This window comes from Bacillus sp. 205(2023) (genome assembly GCF_037027485.1).
In the GTDB taxonomy this organism is placed as follows: domain Bacteria; phylum Bacillota; class Bacilli; order Bacillales; family Bacillaceae; genus Bacillus; species Bacillus halotolerans.
Genome location: NZ_JAXCHF010000005.1, coordinates 82,549 through 101,016, shown reverse-complemented (window position 1 = coordinate 101,016; position 18,468 = coordinate 82,549). Strand labels below are relative to the sequence as shown.

The window sequence follows — 18,468 nt, the reverse complement described above, 5'->3', positions numbered from 1 at the left end:
TCCAGATCCCCTCTCTTCTCATTGATCGCTTTCATTATAGGAAACCATTGTTAATTAGCTGTGAAGAAGTGTGAAGGGATTGTAAGCACTGAACATGGGAAACAGGACTTCATTCACAGCCCTTTCGCCGAAACATGCCGACAGCTGGCAAAACGGCGTATTTTCTGCATATCCTGTCGTTTGCAAGCCGCCCTTTTTACCCATTTTTCTTCACATGATCTTAAAAAAACAAAAACACCGAGCGATTTTGCAAAATCACTCAGTGTTCGGAAAGGCTATCTGTTATTTAGAAAACAATCTGCTGAAAAAGCCCTTCTTTTCCGGTTTTGCAGCTTCAGGCTCTTGTTCTATTAAAATTCCTTTTTCCTTCACTTCTTGCAGCCAAAATGGAAATTCAGTAAGCAATGCATCATAAAGCTCATCATCAGAGATGCATTCAATGTCTTCGATATGCAGGAAGTTTGCGTTATCAACAACACGCCCTTCTAGCGTATCCAGTTTATTAAGAAAATCGAAATTGCCGTTACCGATGCCGACAAACTGCCAAAACACCGGTTTATCAGAGGCAGCTTCAATAATGGGTTTGATGGATTTTTTACACCCTCCATCATTAATAAAAACGATAAAAGCGGGATATGAACTCGGTTCTTCCACAACATATTTATGTAACACGTCTTTTATGACCGGCGGCTCATCATTTCTCCCGAATTTATGCAAGAGTTCATTATTCAAAATTTCGCGATCAACATAGCCTGAAAAATCGATTTCAGAGACTGGCTTTAACCGGGAGAATTCATTATCATAAACCCATACATCAAGCAGGCCGTTATCATCAAACTGATCAGCCACAGCCAAAATCCGCTCCACCACTTTTTGAACCGTTCCGTTTTTATACAGCGTTCTCATTGAACCGGTAATATCCAGCACCAGCCCGACACGAGCCGTCACCTTGGTTAACTGTTTTTTCTCCAGTACGATTTTTACGCTCTTCTTTTGCAGGTCAATTGTCGCCATTTTGTCATCTCCTGTAGTTCTTTTATCCGATTATCTCACAGAAATATTTACCATTGGTATAACTTTTTAAAGAAAAAACACCGTTCAGATGTGAACGGCGTCTCTCTTTAAAATGTGTTATATACATTTTCACATGTTTCGCCCGTCGGCTGATAAAAACAATGTGATTTGAATCTGGCTACAAACGGCTGGTTATACCAGGTCGGCGGGCAGTTTCCTTCCGGCTTGAAATACCACAAGCTGAATTTTGCCGGCCAGAACCTCTCCCCGTTTATCGTCCGGCGTGCCAAGGCCCGCTCGCTTTCCCGCGGTCTTTGATAAAAGTATCCATGAGTCACCGCTTCAAACGCATGCGGCTGAAAAATCATCTGCCTGATGGTGCGGAGGCCTTTAAAATCAGAGCAATTGGCCCTCAGCCGATTAATCCCAACATTTCCGACAAGCAGCATCCCCTGCTTTCCTTCACCTTCCGCTTCCGCTCTGAGCAGCCGTGCCATCAAGTTGACATCAGCACTTGTTGCTCTCACAACCGCCATCACGTCACCTCCCCTTTTTCTCCTTTCATCATATTGCAATACCCAAAGAGTGATGACGGAGGGACAGAAGAAGTTTTAAAATTTATTCTCCCGGTACTGTCACAAACCATAAAGATCGGTAATTGCAGAAGAAAAATGGACACCTGGCCGTCAAGGGAAATCTCCAGTAAAATCCCGGATTCTACGGCATGGCAGATGCAGATTCACCCCTAAATTCATAACAATTCCTCATCCTTTTTCCACCCATAGCCGAAAACGCTTTGTGAAGAACACAAAGTAATGTTTAACTTTCCGTATTTGAGGAATCATACATAACAAATCAGATAAAAGAAGGAGGAACCTTATCATGACACATGTGAAAGCGCTCGCGATTAAAGGTATTATGACGATTATTGTTTTGTATTTGGTGCTGGGTCTTGGCTTTGGTTTCACGTTTGGTGATACGCTGCTGATGACAGTTGTGTTAGGGGTCATTTCTTATTTGCTTGGAGACCTTTATGTATTGCCCCGATGGAACAATATGATCGCCACTTTGGCTGATTTCGGTTTGGCATTTCTCGTGATTTGGCTGATGGGCATGCCGCTTTCTATGGGGATGACTGGCGGAGAAATTGCGCTGGCGGCTCTATTCGGAGCAATCGCCATGGCCATCGGTGAATATTGCTTCCATTTCTATATGATGAGCAAAGAAATTGGCAAAAAGCATTATCTTGAAACAAGAACAGATTCATAATCAAAAGGCCGGTGCTGACAGCATCGGCCTTCTATCATAAAGCATCTTCCCGGTCTATGTTTCGGACAGACCAAATCGCTATCAAGATGCCGATCGCACCTAAAGAAAGCGGAATGTAGATAATCGTTGCCAGCGATAACTCGGGGCTTTGCTGGCTGATCAGTATCGTCAATATAACCGATGAAATGATAGCAGCCGGAACAGAGCGTTTCCTCATCCCAAAATATAAAGGAATAAAACTCAAGCACGCAGCCGAAGCGGCATATATCGCCATACTGCCGACCTCTTGCCCGATAGTCTGGACTGATAACATCTCAGGTGTAAGTTGATAATATTGATTGATTTGCGCAAAGATGAATGAAAGCGCAATTTCAGACACCATAATGGTGGTAAACGTCAGTCCGCCTGTAATCAGCAGCTTGGCAGCAATCAGTTTTTTCCGGCTGATGGGATATGTAAACATGACGGTAATCGTTTTATTTTTGTACTCACTAATAATCAATTTGGCAATCAGCACACTGGCGAAAACAACAAATACAGATCTTACAAACGTTCCAAGCAAAAATAGCGTGGATGCCGCATCAGTCATCACCTCCGGCTGCGGGAGTTTTTTTTCTTCTGATGCGATCAAGCATATAAATCCGAGAATACATAGATTTGCAATAACGGCGCCTCTGTAATACCAGCCTAATTTCATTTTTTTCAATTCAAGTTTCATTAAATTCAACATGTTGTTTCAACTCCGTATTTAAGCATCTTGCCGGTCAGCTTTCCTGACTGCCATGTATGAAAAAAACAAACCGACAGCAGCTAGAGATAATGGAATATATACAATGGAAGAAATGGACAGGCCCGGGCTTGTTGAACTCATCAGCATGACGATCACGACAGATGAAATGATGGTTGCCGAGACAGAGTGCTTACGCATCCCAAAAAAGATGGGAACTAAACTGGTGCCAGCGGCGCCAAAAGCGAAAACCGCCATTTTTACCGAATGCTGAGAAATGACATCGGCGCTCAATTCTCCCGGAATGACATGGTAGATCGAGTTCAGCATATAGAAAGCGGCTGCTACGAACGCATTTGAGACCAAAATGGTGATAAACGTCAGCCCGCCTGAGATGCTAAGCTTAGCAGCAAGCAGTTTTTTCCGGCTGATCGGGTACGTGAACATCACTTGAATCGTTTTGTTTTTATATTCCGATATGACTAATTTGGCGATCAGTACAGCGCCAAAAACGATAAACACCGCTCTGACAAAAGTGCCAATGACGAGAAATGCATCATCCATGCTTTGGAACGATTCAGTGCCCTCCGCTTTTTCTATGTAACTGACCAACCACATAAAGCCAAGGATAATCAGGTTAGCAATGATGACTCCTCTCACATACCATCCCATCTTCATTTTCCTTAATTCGATTCTGATCAAATTCAGCAACGGTCTCGCCTCCTCTACGCACTGATGTGATTGCCATTGATCAAGCTGATGAAGTAGTCCTCCAGTGACGTATACTTTTTATTCATCGATTCAATGTCTACATCATTTAAAATCAGCGCTTTTGATATGGCACCCTGTGATCGTTGAGCATCATAAATGCGAATGGTTTTATCATTTAAGATTTTAAAGTTGGCAATGTGAAGTTCTTTCTCAAGCACAAAGCAGGCTTTTGTCTGATTCGATGTAACGAGTTCGATGTATTCTGTGTTTTGCCCCCTGACATCTTCCATCGACACCTCTTCCAGCAGCCTGCCTTCACGAATGACGCCGATTGTGTCCGCAATTTGTTCGATTTCACTCAGCATATGGCTGGAGATCAGCAGTGTCATTCCATACTCTTTGCTTAATACTTGAAATAAGTTTCTGATCTTTTTAATGCCGACAGGATCAAGGCCGTTTACCGGCTCATCCAATATAAGCAGATCAGGTTTGGTGAGGATTGCGCGCGCTATGCCGAGGCGCTGCTTCATTCCAAGCGAAAATGTTTTGACGGGTTTCTTGTCAATCTGTTTTAAATTCACCATACCCAGTACTTCTTGAATGGCTTTTTTATTGTGGTATCCCATGTATGCACAATGCAGCTCTAAATTTTCGATAGCCGTCAGATTTTCATAGAAAATCGGATATTCAATCATGCTGCCGATCTTGCCGAGCACCTCATATGACGTATGGGTGAGATTGTTTCCGAGGATATTGATTTCACCGCTTGTCGGTTTTACAAGACTTGTCAGCATTTTCATGATGGTTGTTTTCCCCGCCCCGTTCGGGCCGAGAAAGCCGTAAATTTCACCTTTTTTGATATGCATGCTGACATCTGATACGACTTCTTTGCCTTGAAACGTTTTGGTCAGTCCATTTGTTTGTACGATGTAAGTCAACGTTGTTGCTCCTTTCCTCTTTTTCCTGTTTTCTATTGTAGCGGCGGGCCCTGTCATTTTTATTTCTTCATTCTTAAGAAATTCTTACGATTGTTAATAGGTCATTCGTTTTAATGTAATCGTAAACGCTGTCCGTTCATACGGCTTGCTTTGAAGAGAGATGGAGCCCCCCATTTTTTCCACAAGTCTTTTCGTGATCGTTAAACCGAGACCGCTCCCTTGGAATGCTTTGTTCCTTGATTCTTCAAGTGTGTACAGCCTCTCAAATACCCGCTGCTGGTCTGTTTCACTGATTCCTTTTCCGCGGTCCCATACGGAGATGGCAATGCTTGTCTCATCATAAGAAAGTGATAATCCGATAAACTTGCCAACCGCGCCATATTGAATCGCGTTGGATAATAAATTTTGCAGGATACGGTCCAGCGCCTCTTCATTTGCATGCGCGTATACCGGCGTATCCGGAATATCAATCTCCGCGTTAAAACCTTTTGCCTGAACGGCATCATAGTAATGCAGGATATTTCGTTTGCATACTTCGTTGATATGTATTTTTGTGATTGGGATTTGTTTGTCTTCAGATTCCAATTTGGCTAAATCAAAAAAAGAGTGGATCATTTGGATGAGTTCATTTGTTTTTTGGTGCAGTTTCTCAAGCAGCCTTTCCCGCTCGCTGTCCGGCATATTCCGGTCACTTTGGATGGCTTCGATATAACCGAGAATGACCGTCAGAGGTGTTTTGAGATCGTGTGACATATTGGTCAGCATCCGTCTCATGGATTGCTCTGTTTTTGCAAACCGGGCGTTGATATGCTGATGATCCTCAGCGAGCAGATTGATGTTGACGAGCAGATCCCTGAGCGCACGGTCATCTGTATGAAGTAAAACCTGATCGGCCGATTTGTTGTCAAGCATGGCGCTAAGCTTTTCTGCCGTATACGTCAAATTCCTGTCCCGGTTCTTTTTCATCATATATTGAATGACATTCAGACACGCCAAAGCGATGATAGCAGCAATCGTTAATACTGCCATTCTAAAACTCTCCCCATTTATAGCCGATGCCCCATAATGTTTTGATATATTGAGGAGAAGATGGATCATCTTCAATCTTTTCTCTCAGCCGTCTCATATGTACATTAATGATGTTTTGGTCTCCAAAGTACTCCTCATTCCATACGGAACGATAGATTTGTTCTTTCGTAAACACCTTTTTAGGATTTGCTGCAAATAGTATCAGCAGCTGCCATTCGGTTGACGTCAGCTGAAGCGGTTCGCCGTTTTTCAGAACGGATACATTGTCTATATCGATCGTAAGCTGGTGAACACGAATCACCTGATGTTCAGCCGGTTCACTTGACGAATATTGCGTCGCCCTCCGTATCGCTGCTTTGACTCTGGCTGTCAGTTCAATCATCGAAAACGGTTTGGCGATATAATCATCCGCCCCGAATCCCAGCCCCAGTGCTTTATCAACATCTCCGTCTTTTGCTGAAATCATTAAAACAGGAATCTTGCTTTTTTCCCGAATGATTTTTAAAACATCCATTCCATTCAGCTCCGGAAGCATAATATCAAGCAGAATAAGGTCGTACGCCTGCTCTTGAAACCTCCGAATGCCCTCTTCACCGTCGTAAGCATGCACGATTTCAAAGCCTTCTTTTGTTAAATAATGGTCCACCATTTCACTGATTGAATGGTCATCCTCCACAAGCAATATGCGCTGCATCCTCTCACCTAACCTTTTTCATAGTCAAAAAAACACACATGTCATTACGCTTATTGTAATTGAAAAACATGTGTGTTTTACAAAATTTATTCTTTTTTACCTGTTTTCAGCTTTTGCCTGCAGCCGCTCTGCTCAGTTTTTCTCCTTTACTTGTTCATATGTTTTTGAATAAAATCCAAAAGCGTATTTCCTTGTGCGGTAAGAATGACGCCCTTCCCGCTGCATGCCGGACAAGGTTTGCCTTCTATTTCTCCGGCTCTTTCACAATGCGGACAAGCAACCTCCAGATCATCAGTTGCGATCACCATTTGAATTCCTCCTTTCCCATTGATTAAACATGGACCACCAGCCTTCTTCCATTGGCCGTCACCTCCTTTAAGAAACACAAAAACCCCCGTCCTATCAAAGGACGAGGGTCTCGCGGTACCACCTTTATTAACAGCTAAAAAGCCATTCGCTCATCAGTACAGAAAACGTCAGTTTCGATACTCCTCTCTTGGTAACGGGGAGAGCATCCCGGCATTGCCTACTATCTATTCAGCAATGCAATTCAGAAGCCCATTCGGCATCAGGGGAGGATCGGTTCACACCTGCCACCGACTCTCTGAACCCCGCTCACTGATGCTTACTTGCTCTTCCTCACAATTGTTAATCCGTTCTTCCATTTGTAAAATTTATAATACTCCGTCAATTTACAGAAGTCAATTCTTAATTCAATTTAGGTTCGCCAAGTGCTTGCAGAGCCATATTTACGTGCTCCTCTTGCTGTGTCTGAAGAGCGAACTTGGCAATTTCCAGCGGATACGCCGCCTGCATCTCTGAGATGTGATCCTGCATTTTTGACCATACACGGCCGCCTGCTTGATCATAGCATTCAAGCAAACGGGCTGTTTCTTTTTCTCCGAAAATCATGTGGTAAAAGACAAAATCCTTGGCTGGATCGGCGACTTTCGCTTCTGTCCAATCCAGGAGGCCTGTCACGTGTTCGTTTTGATCAATAAGGATATGCGGCGGATGGAAATCGCCGTGTATCAGCGCGGAGAAACCGGGCCAGTATGCATCATCATTGATCCACGTTTGCCATCTTTCCCAAAGCTGCTTAGATACGCCAAACTTATTCTTTACATCAGCCATAGATTCAGCTGTCATTTTCCTGAAATCTTCTGGCATCACCACTTCTATTCCGGATTGGCCGGCAGATGTTTGATTCATGCCATGTAATTCTGCCAGTATTTCAGCAAGTGTATGAACAAAATTATCTGACGGCGGCTGATGACTCATATTCCATACATACTGTTTCTGTTCCAAATCAATCCCAGCAGCAGGCGTTCCGCTAAGCTTCGGATAAGCGATCAATTCCGGCATATGAATTTTCCAATTCGGCACATCAGCTGTGAGGTTCGCGCGGAGAAAGGCAAGCGTTCTGCCTTCTGAAGCTGCTCTTTCAACTACATCGCTTCGCCGCGGTTTTCGCAGTACCCATGGCATACCTGTATCATCCTCGGCAAATACAACTTGAAAATCCATTCCCGTTTCATTCAATTGAGCGTTATCAGAGTGAACCGTCAAACCTTGATTGCGTGCAAGCGCGACAATCTCAGTGATTAGCTGCCTTTCGTTCGGGTTTGTCATCTCTTTTCCCCTTTCTCATATTCCGCCTGTCGTTAGAGAGAAGGGATGTTTTTAAGGAACAAAAAAAGAGGGCAGCATCGCCACCCTCTTTTCATGACAATATAAGGGTACATACATAGGCAGATTCATCCCGATTCCCCGCATCCAGGCGAGTGTCGTTCACTATTGAATTCGTGTCAATCGGAATCTAATGAATGCCATGTCGGAACCCCTCCGTTCATTGTAGTTGATCTCCATTTTACATCATATTCCAGTTTTGATCTACTATAAAAAATGAATCAAGTCACAGGCGCGGGGTTAAACAAACACAAATCATTATGAAGGCCCCAATGGTCCGCCCATGTTTGTTTCCTGCCGCTCGCTACATCTAAGACCATGCGAAAAATCTCCCAGCCGACTTCTTCGATACTGGCCTCTCCGGTAGCAATTCGCCCGGCATTGATATCGATTAAATCCGCCCAATGCTCTGTTAATGAATGGCGTGTAGATACTTTCAGCACCGGCGCAGCAGCCAATCCATACGGTGTTCCTCTGCCTGTCGTAAAGACCTGCAGATTCATGCCTGCCGCCAGCTGAAGGGTTCCGCACACAAAGTCGCTTGCCGGCGTCGCTGCAAACAGCAAACCCTTTTTCTCCGCCTTCTCCCCAGGCCCGAGCACACCGGAAATGGGGCTTGTGCCTGACTTTGCTACCGATCCTAACGCTTTTTCCACCACGTTGGATAAACCGCCTTTTTTATTGCCAGGTGACGGATTGGCGCTTCTGTCTGCTTCCCCCCGCCTCAGATAGCTGTCATACCACTTCATCTCATCGATCAGCGAACGACCGACCTCTTCGCTGACAGCCCGGGGCGTTAATAAGTGAATCGCATCCCGCACCTCAGTCACTTCAGAAAACAAGACCGTTGCGCCTGCCCGAACCAATAAATCAGCCGCATATCCCACTGCCGGATTCGCCGTCACGCCGGAAAAGGCATCACTGCCGCCGCATTGAAGGCCAATTACCAGATCAGAAACGGGGCAGGTTACACGGACTCTGCTATTGAGTCTGATTAACCGCTCCTCCGCCATTTCCATCATCGATTGAATCATATTCGCAAAGCCTTGATGATCTTGAAGTGAAATGATGTGATCTTTTTTCTCAGGTGCAATCCGTGCCGGGAGGAGCTTTTCACATCCTAATCCGACCACCATCACTTCCCCGCCGAAGTTCGGATGCTTTGCCAGATTTTGAATCGTGCGGATGGGAATCACGGCGTCTGGGGCATTGATGGCCACGCCGCATCCATATTGATGATGAAGCGGCACGACATCATCGACATTTGGATATTTCGGAAGAAGCTCTTCTTTTATCCGTTTTACCGCATAATCCAGCACGCCGACGACACATTGAACACTTGTGGTGATACCGAGAATATTTTTTGTTCCCGCACTGCCGTCAGCATTTCGATATCCTTCAAACGTATAGCCTTCAAGAGGCGGCAGCGGTTCAGACACTTTGTTTGCGATAGGAAGGTCATGGAGTTCCGGAGGGGCGGGCATTCTCACCAAAGCTTCCCGCACCCAGCTTCCGCGTTTGATCGGCTGATCTGCAAATCCGATCACTTCTCCATAACGCACGATGGCATCCCCCTGATTCAAATCGGTTAGGGCCACTTTATGGCCTTGAGGAACATCTTCTTCAAGCATCAGCCCGCATGGAAAAACAGTGCCCTTTTTCAGTCCGCCGTCATTTACAATAATCGCCGTGTTATCTTTTACATTCACTTTAATGTAAAGAGGCGCTTGATTCTGTCTGAGGTTCATCACCATAGGAATATCACTCCTCAACATTGTAAACGCTTTCCGATTTTGGTTTAAGAAAAGCCGCAAATCCCGATTTCAAACTGCGGCTGTCATAACAATTATGTTTCGTCTATCCCATTCAAAATTTTGTCACGAACAAATTTCAAATGCTCATACATGTGGTAATGAGCCTTGTATGGATCTCTTTTGGCAAGGGCGTCGTAGATTTTTTTGTGGTATTCAACCGTAACATCCCTTTCCCTGTACGGAATCTGGCTGTCGATTTTCGCATGCGTGATCAGCAGAGATTGAATCATTCCTTCAACAACGGGATTATTAGCGCTTAATGCAATAATTCGGTGAAATTCTTTATCAGCTTCTCCATAATTGTTGTCAGTGCTGCTGGCGATGTCGTCGATTGTTTTCTGTAAACGCTTAAGCTCATCTTCATTTATCTTTTCCGCCGCAATCGTCACCAGCCCGAGTTCTAACGCCATCCGCGCTTCAATAATGGCCGGAAGATTATCAGTCGCCAAAGCAAGCATGACGGAAAAAGGCTGCATCCCGATTTTGTCGTTGAAATACGTGCCGCCGCGGGTTTTTCTCGTGATAACGCCCAGCGTCTCTAGTGAGCTAAGCGCTTCGCGAAGCACCGGTCTGCTGACATGTAAGATATCCATTAGCTCCATTTCCGTCGGCAATTTGTCTCCGGCCTTTAATTGTCCGCTTGACAGTAAATGGACAATCCGTTCAATGACCTGCTTGGCTAATGTTTTCCGATTGACTGTATCCACCTTCAGATCTTCTAAACCTTCGTACACGAACAACTCTCCCTTCAGTTGTTCAATTGTAAGACAAAATATTCGTTATGACAATATTTAGAATAAAACTTATCTCACCAGACACGGGCGCTTGCGGTCAAATTCCCAATTGCTGATTAGAAACTGCATAGGGATTGCATCGTTCCGTGCGCCTAAATTCATTTTTCGATAGAGATCATGCGCTTTTTCCACTTGTTCCATATCAATTTCGATGCCAAGCCCAGGCTTATCAGGCACCTTCACACAGCCATCAGCAATTTCTAAAGGCTGTTTGGTTAAACGCTGTCCGTCCTGCCAGATCCAATGGGTATCAATCGCCGTGATGCGTCCCGGAGCTGCGGCCGCCACATGGGTAAACATGGCAAGGGAAATGTCAAAATGATTATTGGAGTGCGAGCCCCACGTCAGCCCCCAATCATGGCACATCTGTGCAACCCGCACCGAACCCTGCATCGTCCAGAAATGGGGATCAGCCAGCGGAATATCGACCGCATGCAGCTGAATCGCGTGCCCCATTTCCCGCCAGTCAGTCGCAATCATATTTGTCGCTGTCGGCAGGCCTGTCGCGCGGCGGAACTCAGCCATCACTTCACGTGCGGAATAACCGTTTTCCGCCCCGCACGGATCTTCGGCATAAGCAAGTACATCCTGCTTTCCTCTGCATAATGTAACAGCTTCTTCTAGCGGCCAAGCCCCGTTCGGATCAAGGGTAATTCTCGCCTCAGGAAAACGTTTTGATAACGCGGTGACGGCTTCCATTTCTTCCTCGCCCCGCAATACGCCGCCTTTCAGCTTGAAATCTTGGAAGCCGTAGCGCTCTTGCGCCGCTTCTGCAAGACGTACAACGGCCTCAGGAGTCAGCGCTTCCTCATGGCGGAGGCGAAACCACTCGCAATCTGACTGCTGATTGCTTTGATACGGCAATGTCGTCCGCTTTCGGTCACCAATGTAAAATAGATAACCGAGCATCTTGACTTCATACCGCTGCTGTCCTTCTCCAAGCAAAGCCGCAACCGGTTCATTGAGAAATTTGCCGAGCACATCTAACAAAGCGGCTTCTAAAGCCGTGACCACATGCACCGCAGTGCGCAAATCAAATGTCTGGATTCCGCGGCCTCCCCTGTCCTGGTCCGCAAACTGCTTTCTGACTGTTTGCAAAATCGACTGGTACGCGCCGATCGATTTTCCGACAACAAGCGGCTCTGCAAGCTCCAGTGTGCGGCGGATCGCTTCCCCGCCCGGCACCTCGCCGACACCCTGATTCCCGCTGCTGTCCGTTAAGACGACAAGATTTCGGGTGAAAAATGGGCTGTGGGCGCCGCTTAAATTCAGCAGCATACTGTCATGCCCCGCGACTGGAATGACTCTCATTTCAGTAATTGACGGAATATTCGATCTTTTTTCTTTTTGAACCTGTTCCTGTATTGGTGAACTCATCTGTCATCCTCCTTTGATAAAGCGCTTTCATAAGTATTAGACAGGCAGTGATTGATCGGGGTCTTGCTCTTGTTTCTTTAATACGACCCGTTTGATCGGCCCGACCAGCAGCAAATAGCTGAGGACTGCTGCAATCGCATTAGCGCCGACAAAAACGAGCGCGCCATTAAAAGATCCTGTAGCATTCACGATGTAGCCGATAATAATCGGAGTCGTAATCGAGGCGATGTTTCCGAATGTGTTGAACAAACCGCCGCTTAGTCCCGCACACTCTTTTGGCGACGTGTCCGACACGACAGCCCAGCCCAAGGCGCCAAAGCCTTTTCCGAAGAACGCGAGTGACATGATTACAACGACGAGCCACGCTGAATCTGTATAGTTGCAGATAATCATGCTGCAAGACAGCAGCATGCCGACAATGATCGGTCCTTTTCTCGCAAAGGTGAGAGAACGGCCTTTTTTCAGTAAAAAATCAGATACGATGCCTCCAAGCACGCCGCCCGCAAATCCGCACAGCGCCGGGAGGGAAGCCACAAATCCCGCTTCAAGAATGGACATTCCGCGGGCCTGAACCAAATATACCGGAAACCATGTGAGAAAGAAATAGGTGAGAGTCGTAATGCAATATTGCGCGATGTACACGCCAATCAGCATGCGGTTGGTTATTAATTGTTTGATATACGGCCATTTTGATTCTTTTTCCTGCTTGCTTTGACTGTCATCCATTGAAATCAGCCCGCCGCCTTCTTCAATGTACGCAAGCTCGGCTTTGTTGACCTTTGGATGTTTTTTCGGTTCATATACCGTTTTTAACCAGATAAAAGCCAGTAGGATTCCCGCGGCCCCCATCACTACGAAGACGGAATGCCAGCCAAAAGAGTGGGTGAGCCAGCCCATTAAAGGAGAAAAAATGACGATTGCGAAGTATTGAGCTGAGTTAAAAAAGGCTGAAGCTGTACCGCGTTCGGAGCTCGGGAACCAGGAAGCAACCACTCTGCCGTTTCCGGGAAATGAAGGCGCCTCAGAAAGCCCGACTAAAAAGCGCAGCGCGAACAGCAGGATAATCGCTGTGCCAGCGGTAAAGAATCCAATCGCCCCTTGCAGCAGCGTAAAAAATGACCAGAAAAAGATGCTTAACGCAATAACCGTTTTTGAGCCAAATCGATCCAGCAGCCAGCCTCCGGGAAGCTGTCCGATGACATAGGCCCAGCCGAATGCAGAAAAAACATACCCCATGGCAACCGAATCCAGTCCAAGGTCATGCTGGACGGAATCACCCGTAATCGAAAGCGTCGCACGATCTGCGTAGTTAATAGACGTCACAAGAAACAGCATAAATACGATGAACCAGCGTACAGAGGTTTTTTTGCCCGCCGGCGAAACATTCGCATGGTCTTTTTTCATAATATCTTCTCCTTTGTCAAAGTAGAGAATCATATGCTGGCGGTGATAAGGCTTGGAAAGAGACAAGCGCCTCTTTCCAGCACCTTTACTGCTTCACAAATACGGTTTTGATCGCCGTGAAGAAGTCCTTCGCGGCCTCACCCTGTTCGCGGGAGTGGGAGCTTGATTGCTTCATGCCGCCAAATGGCGCCTGAAGCTCAACTCCTGCGCTTTCCGCGTTGACCCGGACAAGCCCGGCTTCAATCTCATCAACGAATGAAAGCATACGGCCGATGTTTTGCGTAAAAATAGATGCACTTAATCCGAACTTCACATCATTGGCGATGTCTAAAGCCTCCTTCATCGTGTCCACCTTTAACAGAGCGATGACCGGTCCGAAAATTTCCTCCTGGGCAATCGTCATGTCAGATGTCACGTTGTCAAATATGGCAGGCTGCACATAATATCCGTTTTGATACTTTCCATCCTCCAGCTTTTCTCCTCCGATCAAAAGAGAAGCGCCTTCCTGCTTGCCTTTTTCAATATACGACAGACAGTTATCAAGCTGATTTTTGCTTGCGATCGGTCCCATCCAAACGTTTTCGTTCAAGCTGTCTCCGATCGTGATCTCCTTTGTGCGCTGCAGCAGTTTTTCTTTAAAGCGGTCGTAAATTCCGCTTTGGACAATGACACGGCTTGTTGCGGTGCACTTCTGGCCCGTTGAACGGAAAGCGCCTGTCACCACGGCTTCTGCTGCCGCTTCAAGATCAGCATCGTCCGCTACGATCACCGGGTTTTTCCCGCCCATTTCAAGCTGATATTTGGCGCCTCTCGCTAAAGCGGCTTGCCCGATGATTTTCCCAACCTGATTCGAACCCGTGAACGTAATGGCATTGACCCCGTCATGTTCGGCTATGCCTTGGCCGACAACTGACCCTTGGCCAGTCACCAAATTGATGACTCCCGCCGGAAGTCCCGCTTCTTCAAAACAAGCGATGATCTTCGCACATGTAACGGCAGTTTCTGTTGCGGGTTTGATGACAATAGTATTGCCGTACACCAGTGCCGGCGCCATTTTCCAAATCGGGATCGCTACCGGGAAGTTCCACGGCGAAATCACGCCGACGACACCAAGCGGGACACGGGTTGTAAACATCAGTGCGTCTTTGTCAGTAGACGGGATGACATCGCCTGTTTTGCGCATGCCCTCGCCGGCGTAATAGCGAAGAATCGCAATGCCGCGAGCGGTTTCTCCTTTTGCTTCCGGCAGGGTTTTTCCCATTTCACGCGTCGCACATGCGGCGATGTCCTCTAAGCGCTGCTCCATGATATCAGCTGTTTTGTACAGCAATTGGCCCCGTTCTGCACCCGTCAGCTTTCTCCATCCCGTTTTTGCCTCATTAGCGGCGGCGACGGCCCGGTCCACATCATCAGCCGTTGAACTCTGCACATAGCCGACGATGTCATTCACATCCGCAGGATTTTCCGACTTGATCATGTCGCCTGATTGAGCTTTGACCCACTCTCCATTAATAAAATTGAGATATGTGTTTTTTTCCGTGATTACAGACATGCCCATTGCCCCTTTCATGCTTTTTATGTTTGTCAAACCGTCGCGGCCTTCTTCGGGAAACGATCCGCCGCTTGCTTCAAAATGGCTTCCAATTGCTGATAGTGTTCTTTTTCAACCGGTCCGACAGGCGGTCTGGCTGTATTTCTCACATTCATCCCCATAATCTCCATGCCGGCTTTGATCAAGGACACCGCATACCCTTTCCGCTGCTTCCGAATATCGTTGATCGGCAGAATGACATGCTGATAGAGTTCCTTCACTGCATCGTTGTTTCCGTTTTTCAAAGCTTCATAGAACATCCGGGAAATATGCGGAATATAATTCGAAATGGCTGAAGAATAAGAGTGAAAACCGATTGGCAGGTAGGACGGCATCGTCACTTCAGCCATCGGCATTCCGTTAAGCCATCCCAAGCGGTCACCGATTGTATAGGCGAGGTTGATATTCAAATCCATGTTCCCCACCCCGTCTTTCACACCAACAAGCTGTTCAAGCTCCGTCAGCCGCTTGATCTGTTCAAGAGAAAATACGGCGTTGTCGCGCTGATACAGAATGGCATTCAAGTCCGTGCTTTCAATAATCGTTTTGGCGTACTGATACAGCCCCTCCTGTTCGCCATGCACCAAATACGGAGGAAGGATCAAATAGCCGTCAGCGCCTTTTTTCTCCGATATACGCGCCCAATCAAGCGCGGTGCTGAGGTTGCCGCCCACTCCCGTATAGACCGGGACCTTTCCTCCCGCTGCCGAAACTGCGACTTCGACCATGTTTTCGTATTCTTTCTGGCTAAGGGACTGAAATTCCCCTGAACCGCAGGCGATAAAAATCGCTTCCAAGCCTTCTTCGAGCAAAAACTCGATATTTTGAAACAGAGCTTCTTCCTCCAGCTTTCCTTGTGTATTAAAAGGCGCAACCGGAAAACCTAAAATCCCTTCAGGTGCTTTTCTTATACGGCTCATGTACAAAACCTCCTGTCATTTGTGTAAACAGCTCATTTGAAAGCGCTTTAAAATCATGTGATTGCATATCCTCTCCTTTCAACATATCCTTTTGTTTAATTGTAAGACAAATAAACAATAAGTCAATAACTTTATTTTCAGACTTTTCATAAAAACGCTGAAAGCCCCCGTTTTTCCGCATAAAAAAACAGCCGCTGCTAGCCGGCTGTTTTTTCACATACTTCTTTCTTTCATCGTTTCGTTCAAAAGCTTTGCTTCCAAAAAAAATACGTGGATAAATTTTTTCATATTCACTCTGGCAGGTGCGAGGGGTTTTGCCTCTTTGGATTGAATTTCTTTCATTTTTTGGCTGACGACCGGAAAATCAAAGAATTTTGATGCGTAGGTTTCGAATTTAGGATTCGAAAAATCAGTTGTGCCCAATGAGGCAAAATGGTCCAGCGAATGGATAATGGCTCTGCGGATTCGCTGTTCCGAGGCTTTCACTTCGCGGTTGATTTCCGTTTGTGATGCCGCAGCTCCAAGCTTTCGTTCCGCTACTTGTGTGAAGATTTGTTTTAAAGAAGGGATATTTTTTTTTTCGTAAGGTTCAGATTGTTCATGCTCAGTTAAATACTGAAGGACCGCCATCATATCATGAGCGCCGCCTTCCCCCATCATGCCGAGCTCGGATAGCAAAAATGTTCCCGCTTCTTTTAAGCTGTTGTCATTTTTATACTGAGACCGTGCTTTCCGTTCGGTTCGGTTGACCAGCCGGCTTAAAGAATTTTGGATATCTCCGATCGAGTTTTCAAGCTCGATTCGTTCCTTCACCTTTTGCAGAACAGTCACAATTTCAATACGGTTAATCGGTTTATGAATAAAATATTCAATGCCGAGAGAATACGCTTCTCCGACCATTTCTTTAGCTTCCACTTGTGAGATCATTACGATTTTCCCGGAATAAGAGTCCTTGATCCGGCGTATGGTCTCAATTCCGTCCCGCCCGGGCATTAATAAATCGATTAACAAAATATCAATCTGCTTAAATTGCAATATATGCCCTTCCACTTGGCTTCCGTCTTCCGCTTCACCCGCAGCCTCTCCAAGGTCCTCATCCTCTATGATCTGCCTTAAAATCGACCGCACCGCGCGGTCATCATCAGCGATAAAAAAACGCATATTATCCGTTCATCCTTTCTGAATCAAATGTCTGGCAGGCAGCCTGATGGTAAAGACCACTCCTTGCTGCTGGTTGTGAAACTTGATGTCTCCCTCAAGCTCTGTCACGATTTCCTTGACGTAGGAAAGCCCAATTCCGGTTGAGGGCGTGCCATACTCGTCATACGTTGAGGTAAAGCCCGGATCAAACACAATATCTCCTATTTTCTCCGAAATGCCGGGACCATTGTCTTCCACCTGAAATTCTATCATACTCTCATCTGGCTTACGGAGCCTTAGGCTAACCGTTCCCTCATCCCCCATTGCCTCCACCGCGTTTGCCGTCAAATTATTAATGATAGAAAGAACAATAAATACATGATAATCGTCATGCTCGCCCTCTATTGAACAATGAAAATTGATCTGTTTGCCCAATGATTCAGCGTACTTTTCATTCATTCGAATGACAAGCCGGAAAAGGTCCGAGGCATTCATATAATCTTTAAAACTTTCATTGGAAATCAGTTTCGAAAGCCCGGCATATATCCTCTGGTTGTCCTTTTTTACTTCATGAATTTCCCCTGCCAGCCTTAGAATCCTGCCGCCGAGCTGATCGTCCTTGCCCTTCACTTCCCGGTAGAGCTGATAGGATTCGTTTGTCACGTGCTCTGTCGTTTTCAGCGTCTTTTTTAAATGCACTGTTTCTTCATATAAATTCGACACAATCATCAGCATGTGCTCATTTTGCCGCCTTGTCTGCTTTTCTCTGGACTGCGTTTCATACAGCTTCAGCACGTTAAAAAAGCTGATGACAATAAATGTATGAGAAATCGCAACAACCGCGATATCCGTTATTTTCTCAGGCGTCACCACCGTATGAAAAATAAGAAACTGAACGGCCAGCTCGACGCTATCGGAAGCAATTTCAATCATAAATCCATAAAAACCGAGCATTACCGGCCGATCACGATAGCGGTTCGCCCGCAACACATAAAACAGACATGCAAACGTCATGTAAAAGAAAAAGCCGGACGCTTGATCATACAGGATTGGAATCAGCCCTGCGTGTCTTCCGTCCCATAATTCCAATAAAACACGAAATACGAAAACCGATGTTCCAGTCAAAAACCCCGGCAATACAGCGGACACATGCCGCAGCAGCACTAAGAAAAAGAAAAAAGCCGGCGCGCCGAAGCTGATTCGGAACTCTTCATTGAGGGGATAAAATTTCAGTTCGCCTGCAAGCGGCACAGTAATCAGCATGAGCGCCAGTATATATGCGTCTTTCTCAAAAAAACGTTCCAGTTTGATTATGATCACATCCTCATTTTTATTTTGAGGAAAGGACAAAAAACCT

19 protein-coding genes, 1 pseudogene and 1 other annotated feature are annotated in these 18,468 nt (G+C 46.1%); of the genes and pseudogenes, 2 read left to right on the top strand and 18 right to left on the bottom strand.

Annotation, left to right across the window (positions count from 1 at the left end):
• Positions 1-54 precede the first annotated feature (54 nt).
• From WA325_RS13950 to WA325_RS13940, 3 genes are all read right to left on the bottom strand, one after another.
• Positions 55-204: a hypothetical protein gene (locus WA325_RS13950; RefSeq protein ID WP_049809871.1), complete on the bottom strand. Its 150-nt coding sequence runs from the start codon at positions 202-204 to the stop codon at positions 55-57.
• Between the two features lie 78 nt (positions 205-282).
• Positions 283-1,014: a vWA domain-containing protein gene (locus WA325_RS13945; protein WP_105991800.1), complete on the bottom strand. Its 732-nt coding sequence runs from the start codon at positions 1,012-1,014 to the stop codon at positions 283-285.
• A 107-nt stretch (positions 1,015-1,121) separates the two neighbouring features.
• On the bottom strand, positions 1,122-1,550 hold the full coding sequence (locus tag WA325_RS13940) for a cell wall hydrolase (protein WP_101865304.1): 429 nt from the start codon (positions 1,548-1,550) through the stop codon (positions 1,122-1,124).
• Positions 1,551-1,896: 346 nt separating this feature from the next.
• Here WA325_RS13940 and WA325_RS13935 point away from each other — a divergent pair, with 346 nt between their 5' ends.
• Both WA325_RS13935 and WA325_RS13930 read left to right on the top strand, forming a co-directional pair.
• Positions 1,897-2,283, top strand: a complete 387-nt coding sequence (locus WA325_RS13935; RefSeq protein ID WP_010332895.1) for a YndM family protein — start codon at positions 1,897-1,899, stop codon at positions 2,281-2,283.
• Positions 2,255-2,317: pseudogene (locus tag WA325_RS13930) on the top strand (hypothetical protein); the annotation flags it as partial. The gene WA325_RS13935 and the pseudogene WA325_RS13930, both read left to right, overlap by 29 nt.
• On the opposite strand, the gene WA325_RS13925 reads toward WA325_RS13930, so the two are convergent.
• The 15 genes from WA325_RS13925 to WA325_RS13855 form a co-directional block, all read right to left on the bottom strand.
• Positions 2,318-3,013 (bottom strand): ABC transporter permease, encoded by a 696-nt coding sequence (locus WA325_RS13925; RefSeq protein WP_336183809.1) that lies wholly within the window; start codon positions 3,011-3,013, stop codon positions 2,318-2,320.
• Between the two features lie 18 nt (positions 3,014-3,031).
• The gene (locus WA325_RS13920; RefSeq protein WP_081638227.1) at positions 3,032-3,718 is read right to left on the bottom strand and encodes an ABC transporter permease; all 687 of its coding nucleotides are present in this window, start codon (positions 3,716-3,718) and stop codon (positions 3,032-3,034) included.
• Positions 3,719-3,735: 17 nt separating this feature from the next.
• Positions 3,736-4,659: an ABC transporter ATP-binding protein gene (locus WA325_RS13915; protein WP_336183808.1), complete on the bottom strand. Its 924-nt coding sequence runs from the start codon at positions 4,657-4,659 to the stop codon at positions 3,736-3,738.
• 93 nt (positions 4,660-4,752) lie between these two features.
• A complete protein-coding gene (locus WA325_RS13910) occupies positions 4,753-5,688 on the bottom strand; it encodes a HAMP domain-containing histidine kinase (RefSeq protein ID WP_336183807.1) in 936 nt (311 codons plus the stop codon).
• Between the two features lies 1 nt (position 5,689).
• Positions 5,690-6,370, bottom strand: coding sequence for a response regulator transcription factor (locus WA325_RS13905; protein WP_105955433.1), 681 nt, complete (start codon positions 6,368-6,370; stop codon positions 5,690-5,692).
• Positions 6,371-6,528: 158 nt separating this feature from the next.
• A complete protein-coding gene (locus WA325_RS13900; protein WP_024120093.1) occupies positions 6,529-6,690 on the bottom strand; it encodes a tryptophan RNA-binding attenuator protein inhibitory protein in 162 nt (53 codons plus the stop codon).
• A gap of 94 nt (positions 6,691-6,784) precedes the next feature.
• Positions 6,785-7,034 (bottom strand) — a binding site (T-box leader).
• A gap of 56 nt (positions 7,035-7,090) precedes the next feature.
• Positions 7,091-8,014, bottom strand: coding sequence for a macrolide 2'-phosphotransferase MphK (gene mphK, locus WA325_RS13895; protein WP_336183806.1), 924 nt, complete (start codon positions 8,012-8,014; stop codon positions 7,091-7,093).
• Positions 8,015-8,292: 278 nt separating this feature from the next.
• A complete protein-coding gene (garD, locus tag WA325_RS13890) occupies positions 8,293-9,825 on the bottom strand; it encodes a galactarate dehydratase (protein ID WP_105955417.1) in 1,533 nt (510 codons plus the stop codon).
• Positions 9,826-9,917: 92 nt separating this feature from the next.
• The gene (locus tag WA325_RS13885) at positions 9,918-10,619 is read right to left on the bottom strand and encodes a FadR/GntR family transcriptional regulator (protein WP_105955418.1); all 702 of its coding nucleotides are present in this window, start codon (positions 10,617-10,619) and stop codon (positions 9,918-9,920) included.
• Between the two features lie 69 nt (positions 10,620-10,688).
• Positions 10,689-12,056 carry a glucarate dehydratase gene (gene gudD, locus WA325_RS13880; protein ID WP_202852409.1) on the bottom strand — a complete coding sequence of 456 codons (1,368 nt, stop codon included), beginning with the start codon at positions 12,054-12,056 and terminating at the stop codon, positions 10,689-10,691.
• Positions 12,057-12,092: 36 nt separating this feature from the next.
• Entirely contained in the window at positions 12,093-13,460 is a 1,368-nt protein-coding gene (gudP, locus tag WA325_RS13875) for a glucarate transporter GudP (RefSeq protein ID WP_336183805.1), read from the bottom strand.
• A gap of 85 nt (positions 13,461-13,545) precedes the next feature.
• Positions 13,546-15,012, bottom strand: coding sequence for an alpha-ketoglutaric semialdehyde dehydrogenase GucD (gene gucD, locus WA325_RS13870; RefSeq protein WP_322012057.1), 1,467 nt, complete (start codon positions 15,010-15,012; stop codon positions 13,546-13,548).
• Between the two features lie 32 nt (positions 15,013-15,044).
• A complete protein-coding gene (kdgD, locus tag WA325_RS13865) occupies positions 15,045-15,971 on the bottom strand; it encodes a 5-dehydro-4-deoxyglucarate dehydratase (protein ID WP_059292043.1) in 927 nt (308 codons plus the stop codon).
• Positions 15,972-16,184: 213 nt separating this feature from the next.
• Complete coding sequence (locus WA325_RS13860; protein WP_336183804.1) at positions 16,185-17,132, bottom strand: DNA-binding domain-containing protein; 948 nt, start codon at positions 17,130-17,132, stop codon at positions 16,185-16,187.
• 9 nt (positions 17,133-17,141) lie between these two features.
• Positions 17,142-18,374 (bottom strand): ATP-binding protein, encoded by a 1,233-nt coding sequence (locus tag WA325_RS13855; protein ID WP_105991864.1) that lies wholly within the window; start codon positions 18,372-18,374, stop codon positions 17,142-17,144.
• Between the last annotated feature and the right edge of the window lie 94 nt (positions 18,375-18,468).

Bases quoted from the DNA above. Each gene is read 5' to 3' on its own strand.
- WA325_RS13925 (WP_336183809.1), bottom strand. From the start codon at position 3,013: ATGTTGAATTTAATGAAACTTGAATTGAAAAAAATGAAATTAGGCTGG.
- gudP (WP_336183805.1), bottom strand. From the start codon at position 13,460: ATGAAAAAAGACCATGCGAATGTTTCGCCGGCGGGCAAAAAAACCTCT.
- WA325_RS13910 (WP_336183807.1), bottom strand. From the start codon at position 5,688: ATGGCAGTATTAACGATTGCTGCTATCATCGCTTTGGCGTGTCTGAAT.
- WA325_RS13950 (WP_049809871.1), bottom strand. From the start codon at position 204: ATGGGTAAAAAGGGCGGCTTGCAAACGACAGGATATGCAGAAAATACG.
- WA325_RS13855 (WP_105991864.1), bottom strand. From the start codon at position 18,374: ATGCTGATTACTGTGCCGCTTGCAGGCGAACTGAAATTTTATCCCCTC.
- WA325_RS13940 (WP_101865304.1), bottom strand. From the start codon at position 1,550: ATGGCGGTTGTGAGAGCAACAAGTGCTGATGTCAACTTGATGGCACGG.
- WA325_RS13860 (WP_336183804.1), bottom strand. From the start codon at position 17,132: ATGCGTTTTTTTATCGCTGATGATGACCGCGCGGTGCGGTCGATTTTA.
- WA325_RS13945 (WP_105991800.1), bottom strand. From the start codon at position 1,014: ATGGCGACAATTGACCTGCAAAAGAAGAGCGTAAAAATCGTACTGGAG.
- gucD (WP_322012057.1), bottom strand. From the start codon at position 15,012: ATGTCTGTAATCACGGAAAAAAACACATATCTCAATTTTATTAATGGA.
- kdgD (WP_059292043.1), bottom strand. From the start codon at position 15,971: ATGAGCCGTATAAGAAAAGCACCTGAAGGGATTTTAGGTTTTCCGGTT.
- garD (WP_105955417.1), bottom strand. From the start codon at position 9,825: ATGGTGATGAACCTCAGACAGAATCAAGCGCCTCTTTACATTAAAGTG.
- gudD (WP_202852409.1), bottom strand. From the start codon at position 12,056: ATGAGTTCACCAATACAGGAACAGGTTCAAAAAGAAAAAAGATCGAAT.
- WA325_RS13900 (WP_024120093.1), bottom strand. From the start codon at position 6,690: ATGGTGATCGCAACTGATGATCTGGAGGTTGCTTGTCCGCATTGTGAA.
- WA325_RS13935 (WP_010332895.1), top strand. From the start codon at position 1,897: ATGACACATGTGAAAGCGCTCGCGATTAAAGGTATTATGACGATTATT.
- mphK (WP_336183806.1), bottom strand. From the start codon at position 8,014: ATGACAAACCCGAACGAAAGGCAGCTAATCACTGAGATTGTCGCGCTT.